The organism is Halorussus ruber, from assembly GCF_004765785.1.
Classification (GTDB): Archaea; Halobacteriota; Halobacteria; order Halobacteriales; family Haladaptataceae; genus Halorussus; species Halorussus ruber.
The window spans coordinates 169,978-186,772 of the sequence record NZ_ML219770.1; the positions used below are offsets into that span (position 1 = coordinate 169,978).

Consider the following 16,795-nt stretch of genomic DNA (forward strand, 5'->3'; position numbering starts at 1 on the left):
ACACGCTACGCCGTCGCCCAGTCGTTCTTTCCGGGCGTGGTATTAGAGAGCCTACAGTATCCTTTCCGTGATACCACGACTCACCGTCCCTCCGGCGAGGGGGAAGCCGCCGCCTGCGGGCCGGTCGCCAGACCGTCTGCGTGCGCTCGGACGCCGGGTCCGGGGCGTCGAGCGTGGCGTGGCGGACCGCACCCGAGCCGCCCGGGCGCTCGGCTGGCCTTCGAGGCCGCTCTCGGTGCAGACGGGGGCGCCGAACCCGAGATAGCAGTTTTGCAACCGCCTCGGTTCGGTTTCGGCAGTTTCAGCGTTCGGACCCCTGTCCGCCGAACCACCTATTTAAAATCTTCGGCCGTTGCACGGAGTTTTTGTTTCATTACTTCTTCTAACGAGGCTATAAACTGTTTCGGGGATTCTCGTGTATTTTCGGGATGAAATCGCAAGACAGCGTCGGAATGAACGGTTCGAACGCCCCCCAACGGATTGGGGTTTTTATGCACCTATCAGCACAAGGAAAGACTGAGAGGAAGGTCACGATGGCAACACAAAACCAGAGCTTCCAGGCGATTACGGAATCGTGCGACGAGTGCGAACGCGAGACCCCACACGAGGTCTCCGTTCAGATTCGGACCGAGAGCCAGAAGCGAGAGAACGCCGAGTTCTCGCGCGAGCCCTACCGCGTCACGGAGTGCGAAATCTGTGGCGAGACTTCTAGCCAGCGGATGAACAACGCTTGACATCCTCCCCGCCCTGAAGGGCAAGGATTCCCGCGTTGGGATATTGTGGTTTACGACGTGACCTGTTCTTGAGGTGTGAATCTACCAGTTTCCTTGTCAAACAGGAACGTCGATGGCTGTGCCAACCAGCCGTTACTCCTATCACCGCCATCCGTGGCGGGACTCGGAGATACTTTCTGTCGAATGTTCTCAGCACCGTTCACGTCCGCATTCGCCACCAAGTCGCACTCATCACAGACGTACAACCCGCGCTCAACGCGGTTCGCGTTACGCTTCCGACCGCAACACGAACACGACCTCGAGGTATCCCGCTCAGACACTTCTTCAACCGTGATGCCTTCCATCTCGGCCTTATATTCGAGGAGGTCGGTGAAGCGGTCGAACGCCCACGAATGCAGGTCGAGGTTGCCGTGCGTGCCCCAGTTCTTCGCCTCGCTGTCCTCCTCGTCCTCGCGGATACCGGAGAGGTCGCCCACCACGATGATTCCAACACCTTCGTCAACACACCGCTGAACGATGTGTTTTGAGAGGGTGTGGAAGTAGTGGGTGCGGCGGGCCGATTTTTTCTGGTTCAACCGTGTGGCCTGCTCGGAGTCCGAGTCGTCACAGCGAGCGATGCGTTTGCTGAAGTAGTAGTCGTCCTGCTTCAGGCAGTTGAGCGGATACAGCTCGCTGTGGCCATCTTCGTAGGCGAGTGCGGCGAAGTTGTTGATGCCGAGGTCAACACCCACCGTTTGCTCACCGGGTTCCTCTGACACTTCGATTTCGACTTTGCAGACGAAGTGCAGTTCCCACTCCTCACCAGTCCAGACTGCCCGGACTTGTTGGACGTTCTCAACGGTGGAGAGGTCAACGTCGGGACGGGTCTGGTATTCACAGAGGATGAAGTCCGACCAATACTCCTTGAGGTTCGAGCCTTTGCTGAGTCGGACGCGGTTGTACTGGGTGTCGAGTTTGAAGCCTTTGTGCTTGAACGTGACCGTGCTTCGTGGGTGTTCGTCGCCGTGTTTGCGGTAGCCGGGCGGGTTCGCGTTCGTGTCTCCGTTGTGTCGTTTGGCGTACCAGCCGGCGAACGCCTCAGCGAGTTCTTGCAAAACTCGCTGACTTGACTGCGAATGCAGGTCATCGTAGCGTTCGTGGCGCTTGAGGTAGGCGGTGAGTTCGTCGTGTTCGGGGATGTAGTCGATTGCATCCCAGACGCGACTGATTGTCCACCGTCCGACGTTCCAGAGTTTGGACGCGGCGAACCCGAGGGCGTCAAGGTCGTCGGACACCTGTTGCTGGTTCCTGATGGAAGCAGTGTAGGTGCGGGTGACGACCTGTTTCGCCATACGTGACCTATATAGTCAATATTACTTAATAGTTCCGAGAAGCGAGGAATATCCTGCCGTGCCATCGAACGATAGTTTCTGAAAGCCCATGACAGATTCATCCCCGCCCTGAAGGCCGGGGCTTTCTCCTCGATTCTCCGTAACGCCGCCGACTTCCCCGCCGCTCGGGTGGAGGGGTTTCCGCCGTGTTTCGCGTCTGTCCGAACGCGCCGGGCCGTCGCCGGGAGACGACGGCCAGAGCGTCCATCGGTACCGACGGACGTTCGATTCGGTGTCCGGAACAACGATTCTTTTTCGAGACGAGTACCGACGAGAGAAACAAATACGTTTGTTTAGCTACTCCGAATGCTGGATAGATACTCGTAGAGAATTGTCCGAGTGGGGTCCTCGCTCGCGGAGGAGACCCTCGCTCGCGGAATCCCAGTCCGCTCTCGTCAGTTCGACTCCGTCGTCACTTCACAGCCGTCCTCGGTCACGATGAGGGTGTGTTCCTTCTGGCTCACGAGTTTGCCGTCGTCCTCCTTGAGGACGGGGTAGCCGTGGACGATGTTGTTCATCTTGAGGCGGCGCAGGGCCATCTCGGCGCGGGGCACGTCGAGCCAGCGCTGGGCGAACGGGAGCGTCTTGAACTCCTCGGTAATCTGTTCGAGGGCCTTCCGAGCCTGTCGGTCCCGAACCGACCCCTCGCGTTCGAGGGCGAAGATCTCCTCGTCGTTGCCCTCGGTGACCTTGCCGGTGCCGTCGGTGGCGAACGGTTCGATGGCCACCACGTCGCCGACTTCGAGTTCGACGCCCTGCGAGACGGCGCGGTTCGGGATGTTGGGCGAGACGTGTTGCTGGTACTGGTCGAGACCGTGGCCCGTGAGGTTGACCACCGGGTTGTAGCCGTAGCCGTCGATGACCGACTCGATTTCCGCGCCGATGTCGCCGGTCTCGACGCCGGGTTCGACCATCTCGATGGCGGCCTGGAGGGCCTCCTCGCTGGCTTCTTTGAGGTCCGGGTTGCCCGAGAGGTCCACCGTGATGGCGGTGTCGGCGATCCAGCCGTCGATGTGGACCCCGATGTCGAGGTTCACCATCTCCTCGCCGAACTCGGTGTCGTCGTCCGCGGCGGGAGTCGCGTGAGCGGCCTCCTCGTCGACGCTGATGTTGACCGGGAAGGCGGGTTCGCCGCCGAGTTCTCGGATTCGGTCCTCGGCGTACTCCGCGACCTCCAACTGAGTGGTGCCGACCTCGACTCGTTCGGCGGCCTCCTCGCGGACCTGTGCGAGGATTTCGCCAGCCTCACGGTGCTTCTCGTACTTCTCGGCTTCGAGGTCCACGTCGCTACTGCTCATGGATTCGTGTTGGCCTGAGCGCCGGAAAGAGTTTGCGCCTCACGATTCGGCGTCGAGCGATCTCGTCTCCGACTGGGTACATATCACCGAGCGGTTAGGGCGGTCGTACTCGAGAAATAATTCGGCTGTAACGCCAGTAATAGCCCGTCAAAACCCCGAACGTTCCCGAACGGTTGCTCCCGTTTATTGGCGATTCCAGCGATATGATGTCCTGCATATGCAACGAGAAACAGGCGTAGTGTTGATGGTGACCGTTCTCGTCCTCGCCAGCGTCCCGCTGGCGGCCCTCGGGGGAACGTCATCGTCGTCGGCCTCCGCATCGACGGAGGGAGTGACGTTACAGAACGTGACAGTCGACCAATTGCAGTTGGCAAACGCCACGGTCGAGAACGCCACGATACAGCAGTTGCAGGTCGATAGAGTGAGCGTTGCAGGCTCCCAAGACCCGGTAGAGAACGCGACCCTGCGGAACGTCAGGCTTCAGCGGCTCTCGTTCGAGAACGTCTCGCTGGAGAGCCTGCAGACCGAAGACCAGACGCTCTCGCAGGCGCTGAGCGGGAACGCGTCGGTCGAGTCGGTCACGGTGCAGGACCTGACCATCGAGCAGATGAGCGTCTCGCGGATGAACGTCCAGAACTTCCGCGTGGAGTCCAACGCGAGCCAGAACGGCGGCCAGCAGGCGACCACGACCGCCGAAGGCGCACTTCAGGACGAGACCACGACCGCGATGGGTCAGGAGACCACCACGGCCGCGGACGGCCAAGAGACCACCACGATGGCCGAGGGTCAGGAGACCACCACCCAGCAGATGGATGGCGGTCAGACCCAGATGGGCGACGTGTCTGTCGATAGCGCGACCATCCGGAACGTCGACGTCCAGGAGATGAACGTCCGGACGATGATCATCACGAACATCGACGCCGAGGCGCGCCAGACCGCCCAGGAGACCACCATGGCCGAGGAGACCACCATGGCCGAGGAGACGACGACCATGGCTGAGGAGACCACCACCGAGGCCGAAGAGACGACCACGGCCGAGGAGGAAACCACGATGGCCGAAGGTGGTGAGACGACCACGATGGCAGGCGAAACCACCACGCAGGAAGGCGCATTCCAAGACGAAACCACCACGGCCGCGGGTGAGACGACCACCATGGCCGAGGAGGAAACCACGACGACCGAAGAAGTCGAAGATACCACGACCGAAGAAGAGACCACGACCGAAGAAGAGACCGGAGCGACCGGACAAGAGGGCGAGGAAACCGTCATCGAGAGCATCTCCGCCCAGACCGTGACCGTCCAGCGCGCGACCATCAACTCGGCGGCGGCCAGCGCCGTCAACGTGCAGGGAGGCCAGCTCGCAATCGTGGACATCCGCGACCTGGAGGCTCCCTCGCAGGTCGAGCAGGGCCAGCAGTACACCGTGACGGCCCGCGTCGTCAACCTCGGTAACGACGACATCGCAAAGCAGGTGTCCTACCGAGTCGCGGGCAACGTCGTGCAGGCCCAGCTCGTGCAGGTCAACGCCGGTGCCAGCACGACCGTGACGTTCAACGTCTCCATCGGGCAGTTCCCCGGCGGGACGTTCACTCACGGCGTCTACACCGACGGCGCTCGCTCGACCGCCCAGCTCGAAATCGCGGAGGGCAACCAGACCGACGAACAGCTGAACCAGCCCGAAGAGGAGGAGACCACCACCGCGGCGGATCAGACCACGACCGCGGCCGGTCAGACGACCACCGCGGCCGGTCAGACCACGACCGCAGAGGCAGGTCAGACCACCACCGCGATGGGCAACGAGACGACGACCGAAGCGGGCGAGACGACGACCGCGGAAGCGTAACGCGGCGCTGACTCCGATTTCGACTCTTTTTCGGGCGCAATCGACAGCCGCGGCGCTGGCGGACTACTCGTCGGCGAACGACCGAGCGACCGCGGTCTGCATCGCGTCGGAGTTGAACGCGCTCCCGGCCGTCCCGTCGCCGTCAAGGACGATGACGCCCGCCGACGAGCCGGTGAGTTCGGCGAACTCCTCGATGGCGCGGTCGGCGGCCTGCTGAGCGGTGTGGCCCGATTCGAGGTGACGGACCGCCCGGCGAGTTAGCGTGGCCTTGGCGATGTCCTCGCCCGCGCCGGTCGCGCTGGCCGCGCCAGCCGGGGCCGCGAAGAAGCCGCTGCCGATTTGGGGTACGTCGCCGACTCGACCGGCCAGCGCGAGCCATCGCCCGCCGGTCGAGGTCGCGGCCGCGAACTCGTCGGTCTCGGGGTCGTAGGCGACCGCGCCGACGGTGTCGTGGTCCTTGGGATTGGATTCCGCCGAGTCGGCGTCTGCGGAATCGCCGTCGCCCTCCGCGCTGTCGGGGCTTCCGCCGAACTTCTCGCGGAGCCAGTCGAGGTGTTCGCTCGGACTGCCTTCGGGGACCGAATCGAGATCGTTCCACTTCTCGCGGGTGTCCTCTGACCAGAGGTCCACGCCGGTCTCGACGCCGTAGTCCGCCGCGAGTTCGACCGCGTGGTCGCCGGAGACGAAGACGTGGGGCGTCTCCTCGAGCACGACTCTCGCGGCGCTGACGGCGTGTTCGACGCCGCGCATCGAGGAGACCGCGCCCGCTTCTCGGTCGCTGGTCATCACGCCCGCGTCGGTCCGGATTTCGCCGTCGCTCTGGACCGCGCCGCCGACCCCGGCGTTGAACCGGGGCGAGGATTCGAGGACGCGGACCGCGGACTCGACCGCGTCGAGGACCGAGGACGCTTCTGCGCCGGTCTCGGCGGCCTCGTCGAGGACTGCCTGTCTGGGTTCGGGTTCGTCGGGGTCGCTTCCGGCCCCGCCGTGGACGATGACGTGCATGCGAGGTGGTGGTCCCGGCGGCGTCTTAAATCCGATTCAATCGGAAAGGGAGGCGGGTCGGAGCAGCGCCCCCGACCCGCGGCGCTCGGTGATGCAGTCGAGAGGCGAACGCCCGGCCGACCAATCGCCAGCGAACGCTCGACTGATCAACCGACTCCCTCGGAGGAATGAAAGGGCGACCGCGAACCGCGCGAGGGCTTTCGAGGACATTGCAGTCCTATTTGCTTCTCCGGTTCTCGGTGCGAGGGCTTTCGAGAATACTGCTGTCCAGTCTGCTCCGATGACTCTTCCCGCCTCAACGATAACAACAAACAATCACGACGCTCGGTCGGGCAAGTCAATCTCGTCCGGCGCGGGCATCCAGAAGATGTCCAGCGACACCGCGAGGCTGAAGGGCACGACCCACACCAAAATGAGGGCCGTCCCACGGTCTTGGACCCCACTTCCGCCGAAGCCGACGAAGCCCGAGAGGAGAATCGTCGTGACGATGTAGATGAGCGGGATGAAGACCGCGGTGTAGACGACCGCGCCCCACTGGGTCGAGAGCCGGAGCCGGAAGAACCGGATGGCGACCGCGGCCACGACGGTGTTGACGACCATGATGAGCAGGAACCCGATGATTGTCGCGGGCGAAGCCATTGGTAGACGGGTCTTGGGAGCGAGCGCTCTTGTGGCTACCGGATGCGCGATGGAAACGAGACGAAAGGAACGTCAGCGAGAGAACCGTCGGAAAGTACGTCAACAGCAGAGACGCCGAGAAGTTCGTGAACAGAGTTTAGAAAGCCCCCGGAGGACAAACCGCGTCCTCCGAGCCTGCGGTCGCTTTGCTCCCGCGGACACCCAAACTGTCGGTCGTTGCACGAAGCGTCTGCCGGTAGTCTGGTCCACCGAGCGCACGCTCCCGGTGGAAAACCCCACCGAGGCCTACCGCCCCAAATCCTCGTGGGCGCTCGACAGGTGCTGTGAGGCCAGCGCCGCGAGGAGGGACAGTTCACCGGCCAGCGCGCCCACGGCGATGATTTCGGCGAGGGCGTTGGCGTTGCTTCCGGCGGGGTCGCCGCCGCCCCGCAGGCCAAGCACGTCGAGGGCCTCCGACTGGGTGGAGAGTTTGGTGCCGCCGCCGACCGTGCCGACCTCCAGACTGGCGAGGCTCACGCTGGCGTAGAGGGCGTCCTCGCGGGCCTCGACGGTCGTGATGGCGTTAGACCCTTCCACGACCTGCGCGGCGTCCTGCCCGGTGGCGAGGAAGGCCGCGGCGACGACGTTCGCGGCGTGGGCGTTGAAGCCGAGGCTCCCGGCCTTGGCGCTCCCGACCAGATTCTTCCGGGTGTTGGCCTCCTCGATAGCCTCCGGCGTGGTGTGAAGTCGGTCCTCAACCGTCCCGCGCGGGATTTTCACGTCCGCCGTCACGCTCCGGCCGCGGCCCTCGACGGCGTTGATGGCGGCGGGTTTCTTGTCGGTGCAGAGGTTGCCCGAGAGCGCCACGAGGGAGGCGGGGGTCTCGTCTTCGACGATTTCGGCGGCCTCGCGCGTGGCGATGGTCGCCATGTTCATCCCCATCGCGTCCTTGGTGTCGTAGACGAATCGCAGGTAGACCGAGTCGCCGACGACGTAGGTGTCCACGTCCAGCAGTTCGCCGTGGCTGGTGGTCGATTCGGCGACCTCGCGGAGTCGGTCCGTGTTCTCGCCGACCCACGAGACCACCTCCTCGGCCTCGGCCACGCCCTCGACCCGGAACACCGGCGCGCGGGTCATGCCGGACTTGGTGACGCGGGCGTCCGCGCCGCCGGCGGTGGCGATGACCGAGCAACCGCGGTTGACGCTCGCCAAGAGCGCGCCCTCGGTCGTGGCGAGGGGCAGGTAGAACTCGCCGCTGGCCGCGCCGCCCGCGACCTGCACGGGACCGACGACTCCCATCGGAATCTGGGCCGCGCCGATCATGTTCTCGATGCTCGTCTCGGTCGCCTGCTCGGCGTCGAGCGCGAAGTCGCCGACGGTGTCGAGGTCGGCGTCGGTCTCGGCCTCCAGCAGGCGTCGGCGGGCTTCAGCGGCGGTCTCGGCGTCGGTGTGGTCCTCCAGTTCGTGAAGTCTCAAGTCGCCTTCTCGGACGCGCTCGGCGAGAGCGTCCGGGTCGGTCGCGTCGTTCCCGTCAGCGTCGCTCATACCCGAGTGGTGAATGGGACGGCCCCTAACAGTTCCCATTCGGGTCGGGCACGCGAGTCGGCGGAGACGACTCGCCCGGCCGACCACCGAGCGGGGTCGGTGGATTCCACTCGGGGAAAATCGCGGGACCACTTTTACTTTCACTCCGGACATGGCCGAGGTTTATTGCCCTCTCGTCCGTATCCAAAATTGGTCCCCGAGTGGTCCACCGCGAAGGGTGAGTTCCTGCCTGCCATCGTTTCCCTTCCCCTTCCGGCGCGGTACCGTTCGCGTTCGATTCGGTCTCCAGCCGTCGCTCGCAACTGTCATCCCCTGCACGGCCGCGCCTCGCCACCGCGGGACCATCGCCATGACCGCGAGAACTTCCGAGAGGGATGACGTCCTCACCGATTCGCGGTTCGCACAGTTCCTTCGACTGCTGAAACTCGTGTTGACCGTCCTGACGCTCGCCGTCTCGCTGTGGAAGGCGTTGGGACTGACGTAACCGAGTCGTCTTTTCGCCGTCGGATTAGCCCGCGTCGGGCCGGTCGCCCGGCCGTTCGAGATCGAAACTGTCGGCCAGCGCGAGGAGTCCGCCCACGAACAGGAGTCCAACCCCGACCCGGAGCGAGGACGACGAGTTCCCCGAGTGAAGCGCCAAGAAGAGCCATCCCGGCGCTGCGACGACGTTGCCGATGCCGCGCAGTCGGTCGCCGTCTCGGAATCCCGCCACCGAGAACAGTAGCGATGCGAGCGCGAAGCCACCGAGGACGACCGGGAGCAGTTCGACACCGACCGCGGCGGCCGCGACACCCCCGCCGACGACCAGCGCCACGGCGACGAGCGAGAGCCATCGATTCGCGGGACGTTTCATCCGTAGTCAAACGTATCGGCGCATCGAACAAAAGTTTGGTCAGAGCAACCGATACCGCCCGCGACTCTCGCTGACCTCGCCCCGACGAGCCAGTTTCTCCAGCGACTTCCGAACGTAGTCGGCGGGGACGCCTCGCTCCTCGGCGAAGGCGACCACCTCGTCCTCGGTCGGTCGGTCGAGTTCCCGCAGGGCCGCCATGACGGTCTCCTTCTGGGAGGTCCCCCGCGTGCTGGCCGACCGGTTCTCGACGCGCTCGGCGGCCTCGGCGACCGCCTCGGTATCGACGCCCGAGGCTTCGAGGTACTCGTCGTCGGAGGGGCCTGCCTCCTCGATTTGGGCCTCCATCTCGGTGAAGGAGTCGAGTTCCGCGAACGCCTCGCCCTCGCCCTGCCGGTTGGCGAGCATCGACGAGCGGACCTCGCGGGCGTGGTCCTCGTCGTCGGTCTCTACGAACTTCTTCAACTTCTCGAACTTCCGGCGCTTGCCGCACCGGGGACACTGGGTGGTCTCCGGGCGACCCTCTACGATTTTGAGCGCCTGACAGTCACTACACCCCACGACGGCGTACATGCCCGTGAGTCGGGCTTTTTGGTACGTGAATCTTCGGACTCGGACTGTAGTTGGTGGTTGAGGGAATTATATCGATGTGTTTTAGAATGGTATTCAATCTTCTAATATGGAACTATTCACTCCCAACAGTCCGCGTGCGCTACTCCTGATTTTCCGCGGTCGGCGCGCGCTGGCGCGGTCGTCGTGAACGAAGTGAACGACTGCTCGGCGGACGCAGTTTGTCCGCCGGTGTCTCTCGTGACCGCGCCATTTCGTGCGAGGGACGAGCAACGTGGTTCGAGAGAGCAAAGCTCTCTCGTCATCCCGAAAATCGGAGATTTTCGGAGACAACGGAGTGAGTAGCGCAGTCGGTTGGGGAGGACGTGGCCTGCGGTCGCGGTTGCGGGGCGGTGGCGGTCGCGGTGACGCCTCGGCTCAAGCCTGAAGCTAGCTCTCTCGTCTCGTCCATCTCCATCCCGTCCGTCTCCATCCCGTCCGTCTCCATCCCGTCCGTCTCCGTCCCGTCCACACCCTCTCGTCTCTCCCATCCCTTTCCTCTCCCTACAGAGCCGAGAGAACAGACCCTCGATTTTTCAGTCCTGCCAGTCCGGATTCTCCCGCGGCGGGCTGAAGATGTCCACGCCCTCGACTCGCTCGTCCCCGCGGTTCTCGGCGGCGTGGGGTTCGCCACCCGGCAGGACGTACGAATCGCCCGCGCTCACGTCGATCTCCTCGCCGTCCACGATGAACGTCAGGGTCCCCTGCGTGATGTAGCCCGCCTGCTCGTGGTCGTGGCTGTGTTCGGGCACCTCCGCGCCGGGTTCGATGTCGAAGTGCTGGACGTTCATCTTCTCCGCGCCCGCCAGAAGCGACAGGTGGACGCCCTCGACGGCTTCGGTTGACTCCTCGGCGTCGTTGGGTACGACTTCCATGCGTGAGTGTACCGTAGACGGCGGGGCACCTAAAGGTTCGAGTCGGGGAAATCGGATATCGGGCAGAAAGAGGAGAGGAAAGTAACTTCGAGTCTGAAGTATTGACATCCTCCCCGCGCTAAAGCGCGAGGATTCCTCCGTTGGGGTTCGGCTACCGACCCACGGAGGCAACTTGCGGGTTTGTGCGCACTTCTTTGGGACTTTCGTGAGGGTGTGGTTTCCCCGACCAGTCGTGGTCGTCCCACTCGAATCGCACGGGCCGTGCCATCGGCCTGACTTCCGTATCGCTGTTTTCTCGAAGGAACGTCTCTGACGCCGTGAGGTCGGCGTGTCCCTCGAATCCGCACGGACACGTTAGCGTATCCTCGTGGCGAACCGTCTCCCCGTGGTCGGCACACTCAGGACACGTCTGACTCGTCCATGCTTCCGACTCGGCTTCGAGGCTGATGCCGTATTCCTCACAGACGCACGCGAGCCGGTGGATGAACTTCTTGAACGCCCAGAAGTTGTGCGTCTTCTTGTTCACCCTGACCGACCAGTGCGTTTCCAGCACCTCGGTCAAATCGCCCACGTACACCGTCGCAACGCCCTCGTCGTACAGCCGTTCAACGAGGTCGCGCACCAGCGCGTTCTGTGCGTGGTCACGGCGCTTCGTCCGCTGTCGGTACAGCCGTCGGATCCGTTTCGAGGAGTAGCGTCCTTCCCGGAGTTTCGACTGGAGGCGGGCGATTTCGTCTGTCGTCTCGCGGAACCGTCCGAACAACTTCCGACCATCGTAGAGGTACTGGTTCCCAGTGGTCGTGGAACAGGCGACGAGGTTGGTCGCGCCAACGTCGAGGGCGGCTTCGTGCGAAGCCAGTGGTGAATCCAGTCGAGAATCAGGGACGGTGACTGGTTGGAAAGCCCTGAACGTGTCGCTCACCTCGTCGTACTCAAGTTCCAGACGACCCTGTTTGCCGGCCCACTTCGGGTTGCCTCGGACTTCGAGGCGGAGTCGTTCGTGGTAGCCGAGTCCGTATTCGTCTTTCAGTTCTTGCCCGACAGGGATTTCGAGACGGCTACGTTTGCCCCATTGAATCGTGTACTGGTTGTTTCGGATGTAGGTCCGGAGTTCGCGTCCGTCCTCCTCGTTTCCCCAGTACGACGGCGGGTTGGCGTACTCGCCTTTCTCCGTGAGGGCGAAGAACGACCGCCACGCTTCGCTGTTCTTGCGCGTGACCTGTTGGACGGTCGCGCTTCCGACGACACCGTTGTAGCGTCCTCGGTACTCGGAGGTGTCCCACACGTCGCCGTCACCGAAGTAGTTCTGGCGACGTTCGTAGGTCAATTCGTTCCACAGCGAGGCGGAGGCGTCGAGTAGCCGCAGGAGGCACTCTTTGTCGTTCTCAGTCTGTGGAACGACCTCGAAGGTGTTGACGCGCTTCATTCGTCGCCACCGTCCTGTTCATCGATGTACTGTTCGACAGCACCCTTCGAGGCACTCCCCGCTGTCCCGACGTAGTACGAACGAGTCCACTTCACGCGGTCGTCGTAGCGTTGGTTGTACTTCCGCGCGGAGATGCCCTTGACCCAGTTGACGATGAGTGACGGGGCGTTCTTCGGTGGACTCTCGATGAACAGGTGTACGTGGTCGGGCATGACCTCGCACTCGGCCAGTTCGAGGCCTTTGTCTTCACAGATTTCCGCGAAGATGGCTTCAAGACGTTCCTTCGTCTTCCCCGTCAGGTGCGAACGCCGATACTTCGGCACGAATACTATGTGGTAATAGAGTTCGTATTTCGCATGACGGGTACTCTTTACCATCTATGCATACTATCTATATTTGGACGGGTTAAAGATTGTGTTGGAACCCCGTCTATGCCATCGTTGGCAGTTGCATACTGTTGGTCGGCTTCATCCCCGCCCTGAAGCGCGAGGCTTTCGCCTCGAATTTTCCGTAATTCCCGACGTTAGTGCGCGACGGTGGTGAACGTGAAGAGGAGCTAGCTATCGTCGAAGCCGAGGCGTCACCGCGACCGCCACCGCCCCGCAACCGCGGGCCTCACGCCTCCCCAACCGCTTGCGCTGCTCGGCCCCCGGAAGGCAAACCGCGTCTTCCGTGCTGTTGCGAATCGAAGATTCGCTACATCCCGAAAATCTTCGATTTTCGAACGACTCCGCTCACGAAGACCTCGCGCGGGCATGAACGCCGCGCTAGCGCGCGCCAAACAATTATAAATAGGGTCCGAAAGCGGTCTCCGATGGCCGATTCGACCCACGCGGACCGGTTTCAAGTCCGCGCTCGGTCAAAACCCGACGTCGCTCGGAATCGCCTTCAGAACCGCTCTTCGACCTGCCGGAGCGTGTCGGCCATCTCCTCGGAGTTGTCCACCGTGACGTGCGACCGCGAGATGGGTTCGAACTGCTCGCGGTACAGCCGGTGAATCTCGAAGTCGGCGTCGCTCTCGTCGTCCTCGCGGCCCGCGATTCGCTCGCGGACGACCTCCTCGGCGCACTCGACTTTCACCAGTCGGAAGGGCGCGTCCAGCGATTCGGAGATGGCGACGGCGTGGTCCCGGTAGCTCTCCGCCTTGAAGGTGCCGTCCAGTACCGCGCTCGTGCCGTCCTCGACGAGGTCGCTCGCCCGGTCGAACAACTCGCGGTAGACCATCCGGGCCTCCTCCTCGGTGTAGTCGGGGTCCGAGAGAATCTCCTTGCGAATCACGTCGGTCCGGAGGAGTCGCCCGTCGAGTCGCTCGGCGATGTCCTCGGCGACCGTGGTCTTGCCAACCCCCGGCAGGCCGCAGACCACGACCAACTGGGGCGTGGTCTGGGAGACCTCGCGCGCTTCCGTCTCAGACATGGCGACCACCGACTCGCCGCCCTTCCGCTCGCGTCCGGTAAGTTGCCGCGCAAATCCGACTCATGTAATTATCGTAACCCACGAACCCAATCCCTTATCAAGGTGTGGAAACCCGGTTCGGGCGCGACCGCCACCGCGATTTTCCCGACCGGCGACGTACTCGGTATTCATGCTCTCGGGCTCCGATTCCGACGGTCTCGTATCTGTCGTAGTGCCGACCCACTACCGGAACGACCGCCTCCGGCGCGCGCTGGAGAGCGTCCGCGACCAGGAGTACCGACCGAGAGAGGCCATCGTCGTGGACGGGTCCGACGACGGCCACGCCCGCCCGGTCGCCGAGGACTTCGGCGCGACCTACGTCCGCCAGAAGCGCGACGAGGGGCCGCAGGCGGGCCGGAGCATCGGCGCGAAGCGCGCCGAGGGTCGCTACGTCCAACTGCTGGACGACGACGACCGACTCCGACCGTCGAAGATTCGCAAGCAGGTCGAACTTCTCGAATCCGACCCGGAGGTCGGCGTCGCCTACTGCGGGATGGACGACGAGGAGCGCGGGGAACTCCTCCCGAGCCCCGTCGTGCGGGGCAACGTCATCGAGCGCGCGCTGGAGATGCGGACCTTCCCGTGCGTCAACTCGACCATGCTCGTGGAGGCCGACATCGTAGAGCGCGTCCTTCCCTTCCGCCACCGCCACGGGGCCGACGACACGGGCCTCAAAATCGACCTCGCGCTCCAGACGCAGTTCGACTTCGTGGCCGAACCGCTGGTGGTCCGGGGCCGAACCGGCGAGTCGCTGTCCGAATCGTGGGGGTACCTCGACGGTCGGATGGATGTCATTGCGACGTACGAACAGCTCTACCGGCGATTTCCCGACCGGATTCGCCAGCGCGCGCTCCGAGAGACCCACTATCAGGCGGGCCGGAAACGCCTCGGAGAGCGCGGGTGGTCGCCCCGCGCCACGGCGTCGTTCGCCCGCTCGGCGTGGGAGACGCCCGACGACCACGCCTACCACCTCGGGCTGTGTCTGGGGTCGGTGCTGGGTCGGCCGGGGGTGGACGCCGTGGACCGACTGTTCGGCCGCGGACGGACGCAGTAGGTCGCTCGCCCCGAGCGATGGCACCCCGAGGTATAACGCACCGGGGGTCGAAATACGGCCCAGATGACGACCGCATCCGGCGACGACACCGGCCCCGGAGACGGCCCCGACCCCGACGGCCTCGCCGATCTCACCGACCTCGCCGCGGACCTCGTCCGCGTCCCGACCGAGAACCCGCCGGGCGACGAGCGCCCCGGCGCGGAGTTCGTCGTCGAGTGGTTCGAGGAGCGCGGCATCGACGCTCGCCTCGTAGAAGCCCCCGACCCCGAGCGAGCGCAGGCCGTGGCGTGGGTCGGCGAGAACCCCGAAACTGCGCCGGACGACTCCCCGACGCTCGTCCTGAACGGCCACCTCGACGTGGTTCCCGCGGGCGACCCCGAGTCGTGGACCCGCGACCCCTTCGGCGGGACTGTCGAGGACGGCGTCCTCTACGGTCGGGGGAGCGCCGACATGAAGACCGGCCTCGCGCTCGCCATGCTGACGCTGCGGGACCTCGCGCCCGAAATTGAATCCGGAAATCTCGACGGCTCGCTCGTCTTCCACGCCGCGATGGGCGAGGAGACCGGCGCGCCCGGCACCCGGACGCTCCTCGACGAGGGCTACGGCGGGGACCGGGCGGTCGTGCTGGAACCAACCGACTTCCGGGTCGGGACCGCCGCGAAGGGGGTCGTCACCTACCGCGTCGGCGTCTCGGGGTCGGCCTCCCACGCGAGTCGCCCCGACCAAGGCGTCAACGCCATCGACGCTGCCAGACCCGTGTTGGCGGCGATAGACGACTACGACGACCGACTCCGCGAGCGCGAGGACCCACTCGTGGGGAAGGCCTACGCGACCGTGACCGAGTTCGAGGCCGGGACCGACTCGAACATGGCGGTGCTTCCCGGCCGGGCCGAGTTCCTCCTCGACCGGCGCATCCTCCCCGACGAGACCATCGAGACGGTCGAGGCCGAAATCGAGGACCTGCTCGCCGGAGTCGAGCGCGCGGCGGGAGTCGAGACCGACCGCTCGCTGGTCAAACACTACGCCTCGGCCGGGATTCCGGCGGACCACTCGCTGGCCGAGCGGTTTCGGGACTTGTCCGCGGAGATGGCCGACGCGCCCCGCGAACCGTGGGGACTGGAGGCCGCGACCGACGCCCGCGAGTTCGTCGCCCGCGGGACGCCAGCCATCATCTGGGGGCCGGGCGAACTCGCGCAGGCCCACACCGTGGACGAACACATCGACCTCGGGGACGCCGTGGCCGGACTGGAGATTCTGAAGAAAGGTGTGCGAGAGACGCTCTCCTAGAGCGAGACGCCGTCGAGACTCGCGTCCAAGTCGTCCACGTAGTCGTTGAACGCCTCCACGAAGCGGGGCACGTCCTCGGCGAGACTCCGCACGTCGTGAGCAGCGGGCTGTTCGTACTGCGAGAGGAGGTAGATGCCGCCCTCGCCGCCGACCCGGAGGTAGGAAGTCGCGCCGTTCTCCCACTTGAGTTCCCAGCGATTCCCGCCGACGCGGGTCGCGTAAGTGCCGTACTCCCCGCCCTCGTAGCGCGCGAGTTGCCGGGCGATTTGGTCGCAGACCTCGCGGACCCGCCCGAGGATTCGCTCGCGCTCGGCGACGACCGAGTCGGTGGACTCGACCGCGGGGAAGTCAGTGGGGACCTCGTCCAGCACGCCGTCGAGCGACTCGACGTAGCGGTTGAACGATTTCACGAACTCCTCGTAGTCGGTCATCGCCTCCGCGAGGTCCTCGGGGTCCGGCGGCTGGTGAGTCGAGACGACGTAGGTCTCGCTCCGACCGCCCTCGAACAGGAGGAACTGGAGGTCTCCGGCTTCGTACTTGACGGTCCACTCGCCGTCGCTGGTCTCGAAGGTGCGCTTGCCGTAGTCGCCGCCCTGCAAGCGAGCGAGTTCGCGGGCGATTTCCCCGGCGTGACTCCGGACCCGGGCGACCACTTCGTCGCGGCGCTCGGCGGCCTCGTCGGCGTCCTCGACCGACAGGTCGAACAGCTCTGTCATCGGTTGCACTCGGGACGCGACGGACAAAAGGTTCGTGACCGCGGGATTTCGCGCTCCTCTCGTCCCTCCGATTTGGCGCGCGCTGGCGCGGTCGTCATCGAGCGACGCGA

General features: G+C 64.5%; 17 protein-coding genes. 5 read left to right on the forward strand and 12 right to left on the reverse strand.

Annotated features, from left to right (window positions below; translation table 11 throughout):
• Nucleotides 1–533 precede the first annotated feature (533 nt).
• The gene (locus EPL01_RS04200) at nt 534–734 is read left to right on the forward strand and encodes a DUF7835 family putative zinc beta-ribbon protein (RefSeq protein WP_135824011.1); all 201 of its coding nucleotides are present in this window, start codon (nt 534–536) and stop codon (nt 732–734) included.
• 50 nt (nt 735–784) lie between these two features.
• Here EPL01_RS04200 and EPL01_RS04205 read toward each other — a convergent pair whose 3' ends face one another.
• Both EPL01_RS04205 and map read right to left on the reverse strand, forming a co-directional pair.
• Nucleotides 785–2,065 (reverse strand): RNA-guided endonuclease InsQ/TnpB family protein, encoded by a 1,281-nt coding sequence (locus EPL01_RS04205; RefSeq protein ID WP_135824012.1) that lies wholly within the window; start codon nt 2,063–2,065, stop codon nt 785–787.
• 434 nt (nt 2,066–2,499) lie between these two features.
• On the reverse strand, nt 2,500–3,402 hold the full coding sequence (gene map / locus EPL01_RS04210) for a type II methionyl aminopeptidase (protein WP_135824013.1): 903 nt from the start codon (nt 3,400–3,402) through the stop codon (nt 2,500–2,502).
• 217 nt (nt 3,403–3,619) lie between these two features.
• Between map and EPL01_RS04215 the strand changes: the two genes are divergently transcribed.
• Nucleotides 3,620–5,245, forward strand: a complete 1,626-nt coding sequence (locus EPL01_RS04215) for a hypothetical protein (RefSeq protein WP_135824014.1) — start codon at nt 3,620–3,622, stop codon at nt 5,243–5,245.
• A 63-nt stretch (nt 5,246–5,308) separates the two neighbouring features.
• Here EPL01_RS04215 and EPL01_RS04220 read toward each other — a convergent pair whose 3' ends face one another.
• From EPL01_RS04220 to hmgA, 3 genes are all read right to left on the reverse strand, one after another.
• Nucleotides 5,309–6,250 carry an isoaspartyl peptidase/L-asparaginase gene (locus EPL01_RS04220; protein WP_135824015.1) on the reverse strand — a complete coding sequence of 314 codons (942 nt, stop codon included), beginning with the start codon at nt 6,248–6,250 and terminating at the stop codon, nt 5,309–5,311.
• 315 nt (nt 6,251–6,565) lie between these two features.
• Entirely contained in the window at nt 6,566–6,889 is a 324-nt protein-coding gene (locus EPL01_RS04225) for a DUF7991 family protein (protein WP_135824016.1), read from the reverse strand.
• 285 nt (nt 6,890–7,174) lie between these two features.
• Nucleotides 7,175–8,413, reverse strand: a complete 1,239-nt coding sequence (hmgA, locus tag EPL01_RS04230) for a hydroxymethylglutaryl-CoA reductase (NADPH) (protein ID WP_135824017.1) — start codon at nt 8,411–8,413, stop codon at nt 7,175–7,177.
• Between the two features lie 349 nt (nt 8,414–8,762).
• Between hmgA and EPL01_RS22365 the strand changes: the two genes are divergently transcribed.
• Nucleotides 8,763–8,897: a hypothetical protein gene (locus EPL01_RS22365; RefSeq protein ID WP_281275327.1), complete on the forward strand. Its 135-nt coding sequence runs from the start codon at nt 8,763–8,765 to the stop codon at nt 8,895–8,897.
• A gap of 24 nt (nt 8,898–8,921) precedes the next feature.
• On the opposite strand, the gene EPL01_RS04235 is transcribed toward EPL01_RS22365, so the two are convergent.
• The 6 genes from EPL01_RS04235 to EPL01_RS04265 form a co-directional block, all read right to left on the reverse strand.
• Nucleotides 8,922–9,266 carry a hypothetical protein gene (locus EPL01_RS04235; protein WP_135824018.1) on the reverse strand — a complete coding sequence of 115 codons (345 nt, stop codon included), beginning with the start codon at nt 9,264–9,266 and terminating at the stop codon, nt 8,922–8,924.
• Between the two features lie 39 nt (nt 9,267–9,305).
• On the reverse strand, nt 9,306–9,836 hold the full coding sequence (locus EPL01_RS04240; protein WP_135824019.1) for a DUF5817 domain-containing protein: 531 nt from the start codon (nt 9,834–9,836) through the stop codon (nt 9,306–9,308).
• Nucleotides 9,837–10,408: 572 nt separating this feature from the next.
• On the reverse strand, nt 10,409–10,747 hold the full coding sequence (locus EPL01_RS04250; protein ID WP_135824020.1) for a cupin domain-containing protein: 339 nt from the start codon (nt 10,745–10,747) through the stop codon (nt 10,409–10,411).
• Nucleotides 10,748–10,898: 151 nt separating this feature from the next.
• Nucleotides 10,899–12,173: an RNA-guided endonuclease InsQ/TnpB family protein gene (locus tag EPL01_RS04255; RefSeq protein ID WP_135824021.1), complete on the reverse strand. Its 1,275-nt coding sequence runs from the start codon at nt 12,171–12,173 to the stop codon at nt 10,899–10,901.
• Entirely contained in the window at nt 12,170–12,550 is a 381-nt protein-coding gene (gene tnpA / locus EPL01_RS04260; protein WP_135824022.1) for an IS200/IS605 family transposase, read from the reverse strand. The genes EPL01_RS04255 and tnpA overlap by 4 nt, the downstream gene beginning before the upstream one ends.
• 511 nt (nt 12,551–13,061) lie before the next feature.
• A complete protein-coding gene (locus EPL01_RS04265; RefSeq protein ID WP_135824023.1) occupies nt 13,062–13,589 on the reverse strand; it encodes a P-loop nucleotide/nucleoside kinase family protein in 528 nt (175 codons plus the stop codon).
• 169 nt (nt 13,590–13,758) lie between these two features.
• On the opposite strand from EPL01_RS04265, the gene EPL01_RS04270 reads away from it, so the two are divergent.
• Nucleotides 13,759–14,682: a glycosyltransferase family 2 protein gene (locus tag EPL01_RS04270; RefSeq protein WP_168215802.1), complete on the forward strand. Its 924-nt coding sequence runs from the start codon at nt 13,759–13,761 to the stop codon at nt 14,680–14,682.
• Between the two features lie 63 nt (nt 14,683–14,745).
• Nucleotides 14,746–15,969 (forward strand): M20 family metallopeptidase, encoded by a 1,224-nt coding sequence (locus EPL01_RS04275; protein ID WP_135824025.1) that lies wholly within the window; start codon nt 14,746–14,748, stop codon nt 15,967–15,969.
• Here EPL01_RS04275 and EPL01_RS04280 read toward each other — a convergent pair.
• Nucleotides 15,966–16,685, reverse strand: coding sequence for a profilin-fold protein (locus EPL01_RS04280; RefSeq protein WP_135824026.1), 720 nt, complete (start codon nt 16,683–16,685; stop codon nt 15,966–15,968). The genes EPL01_RS04275 and EPL01_RS04280 overlap by 4 nt on opposite strands.
• Nucleotides 16,686–16,795 lie beyond the last annotated feature (110 nt).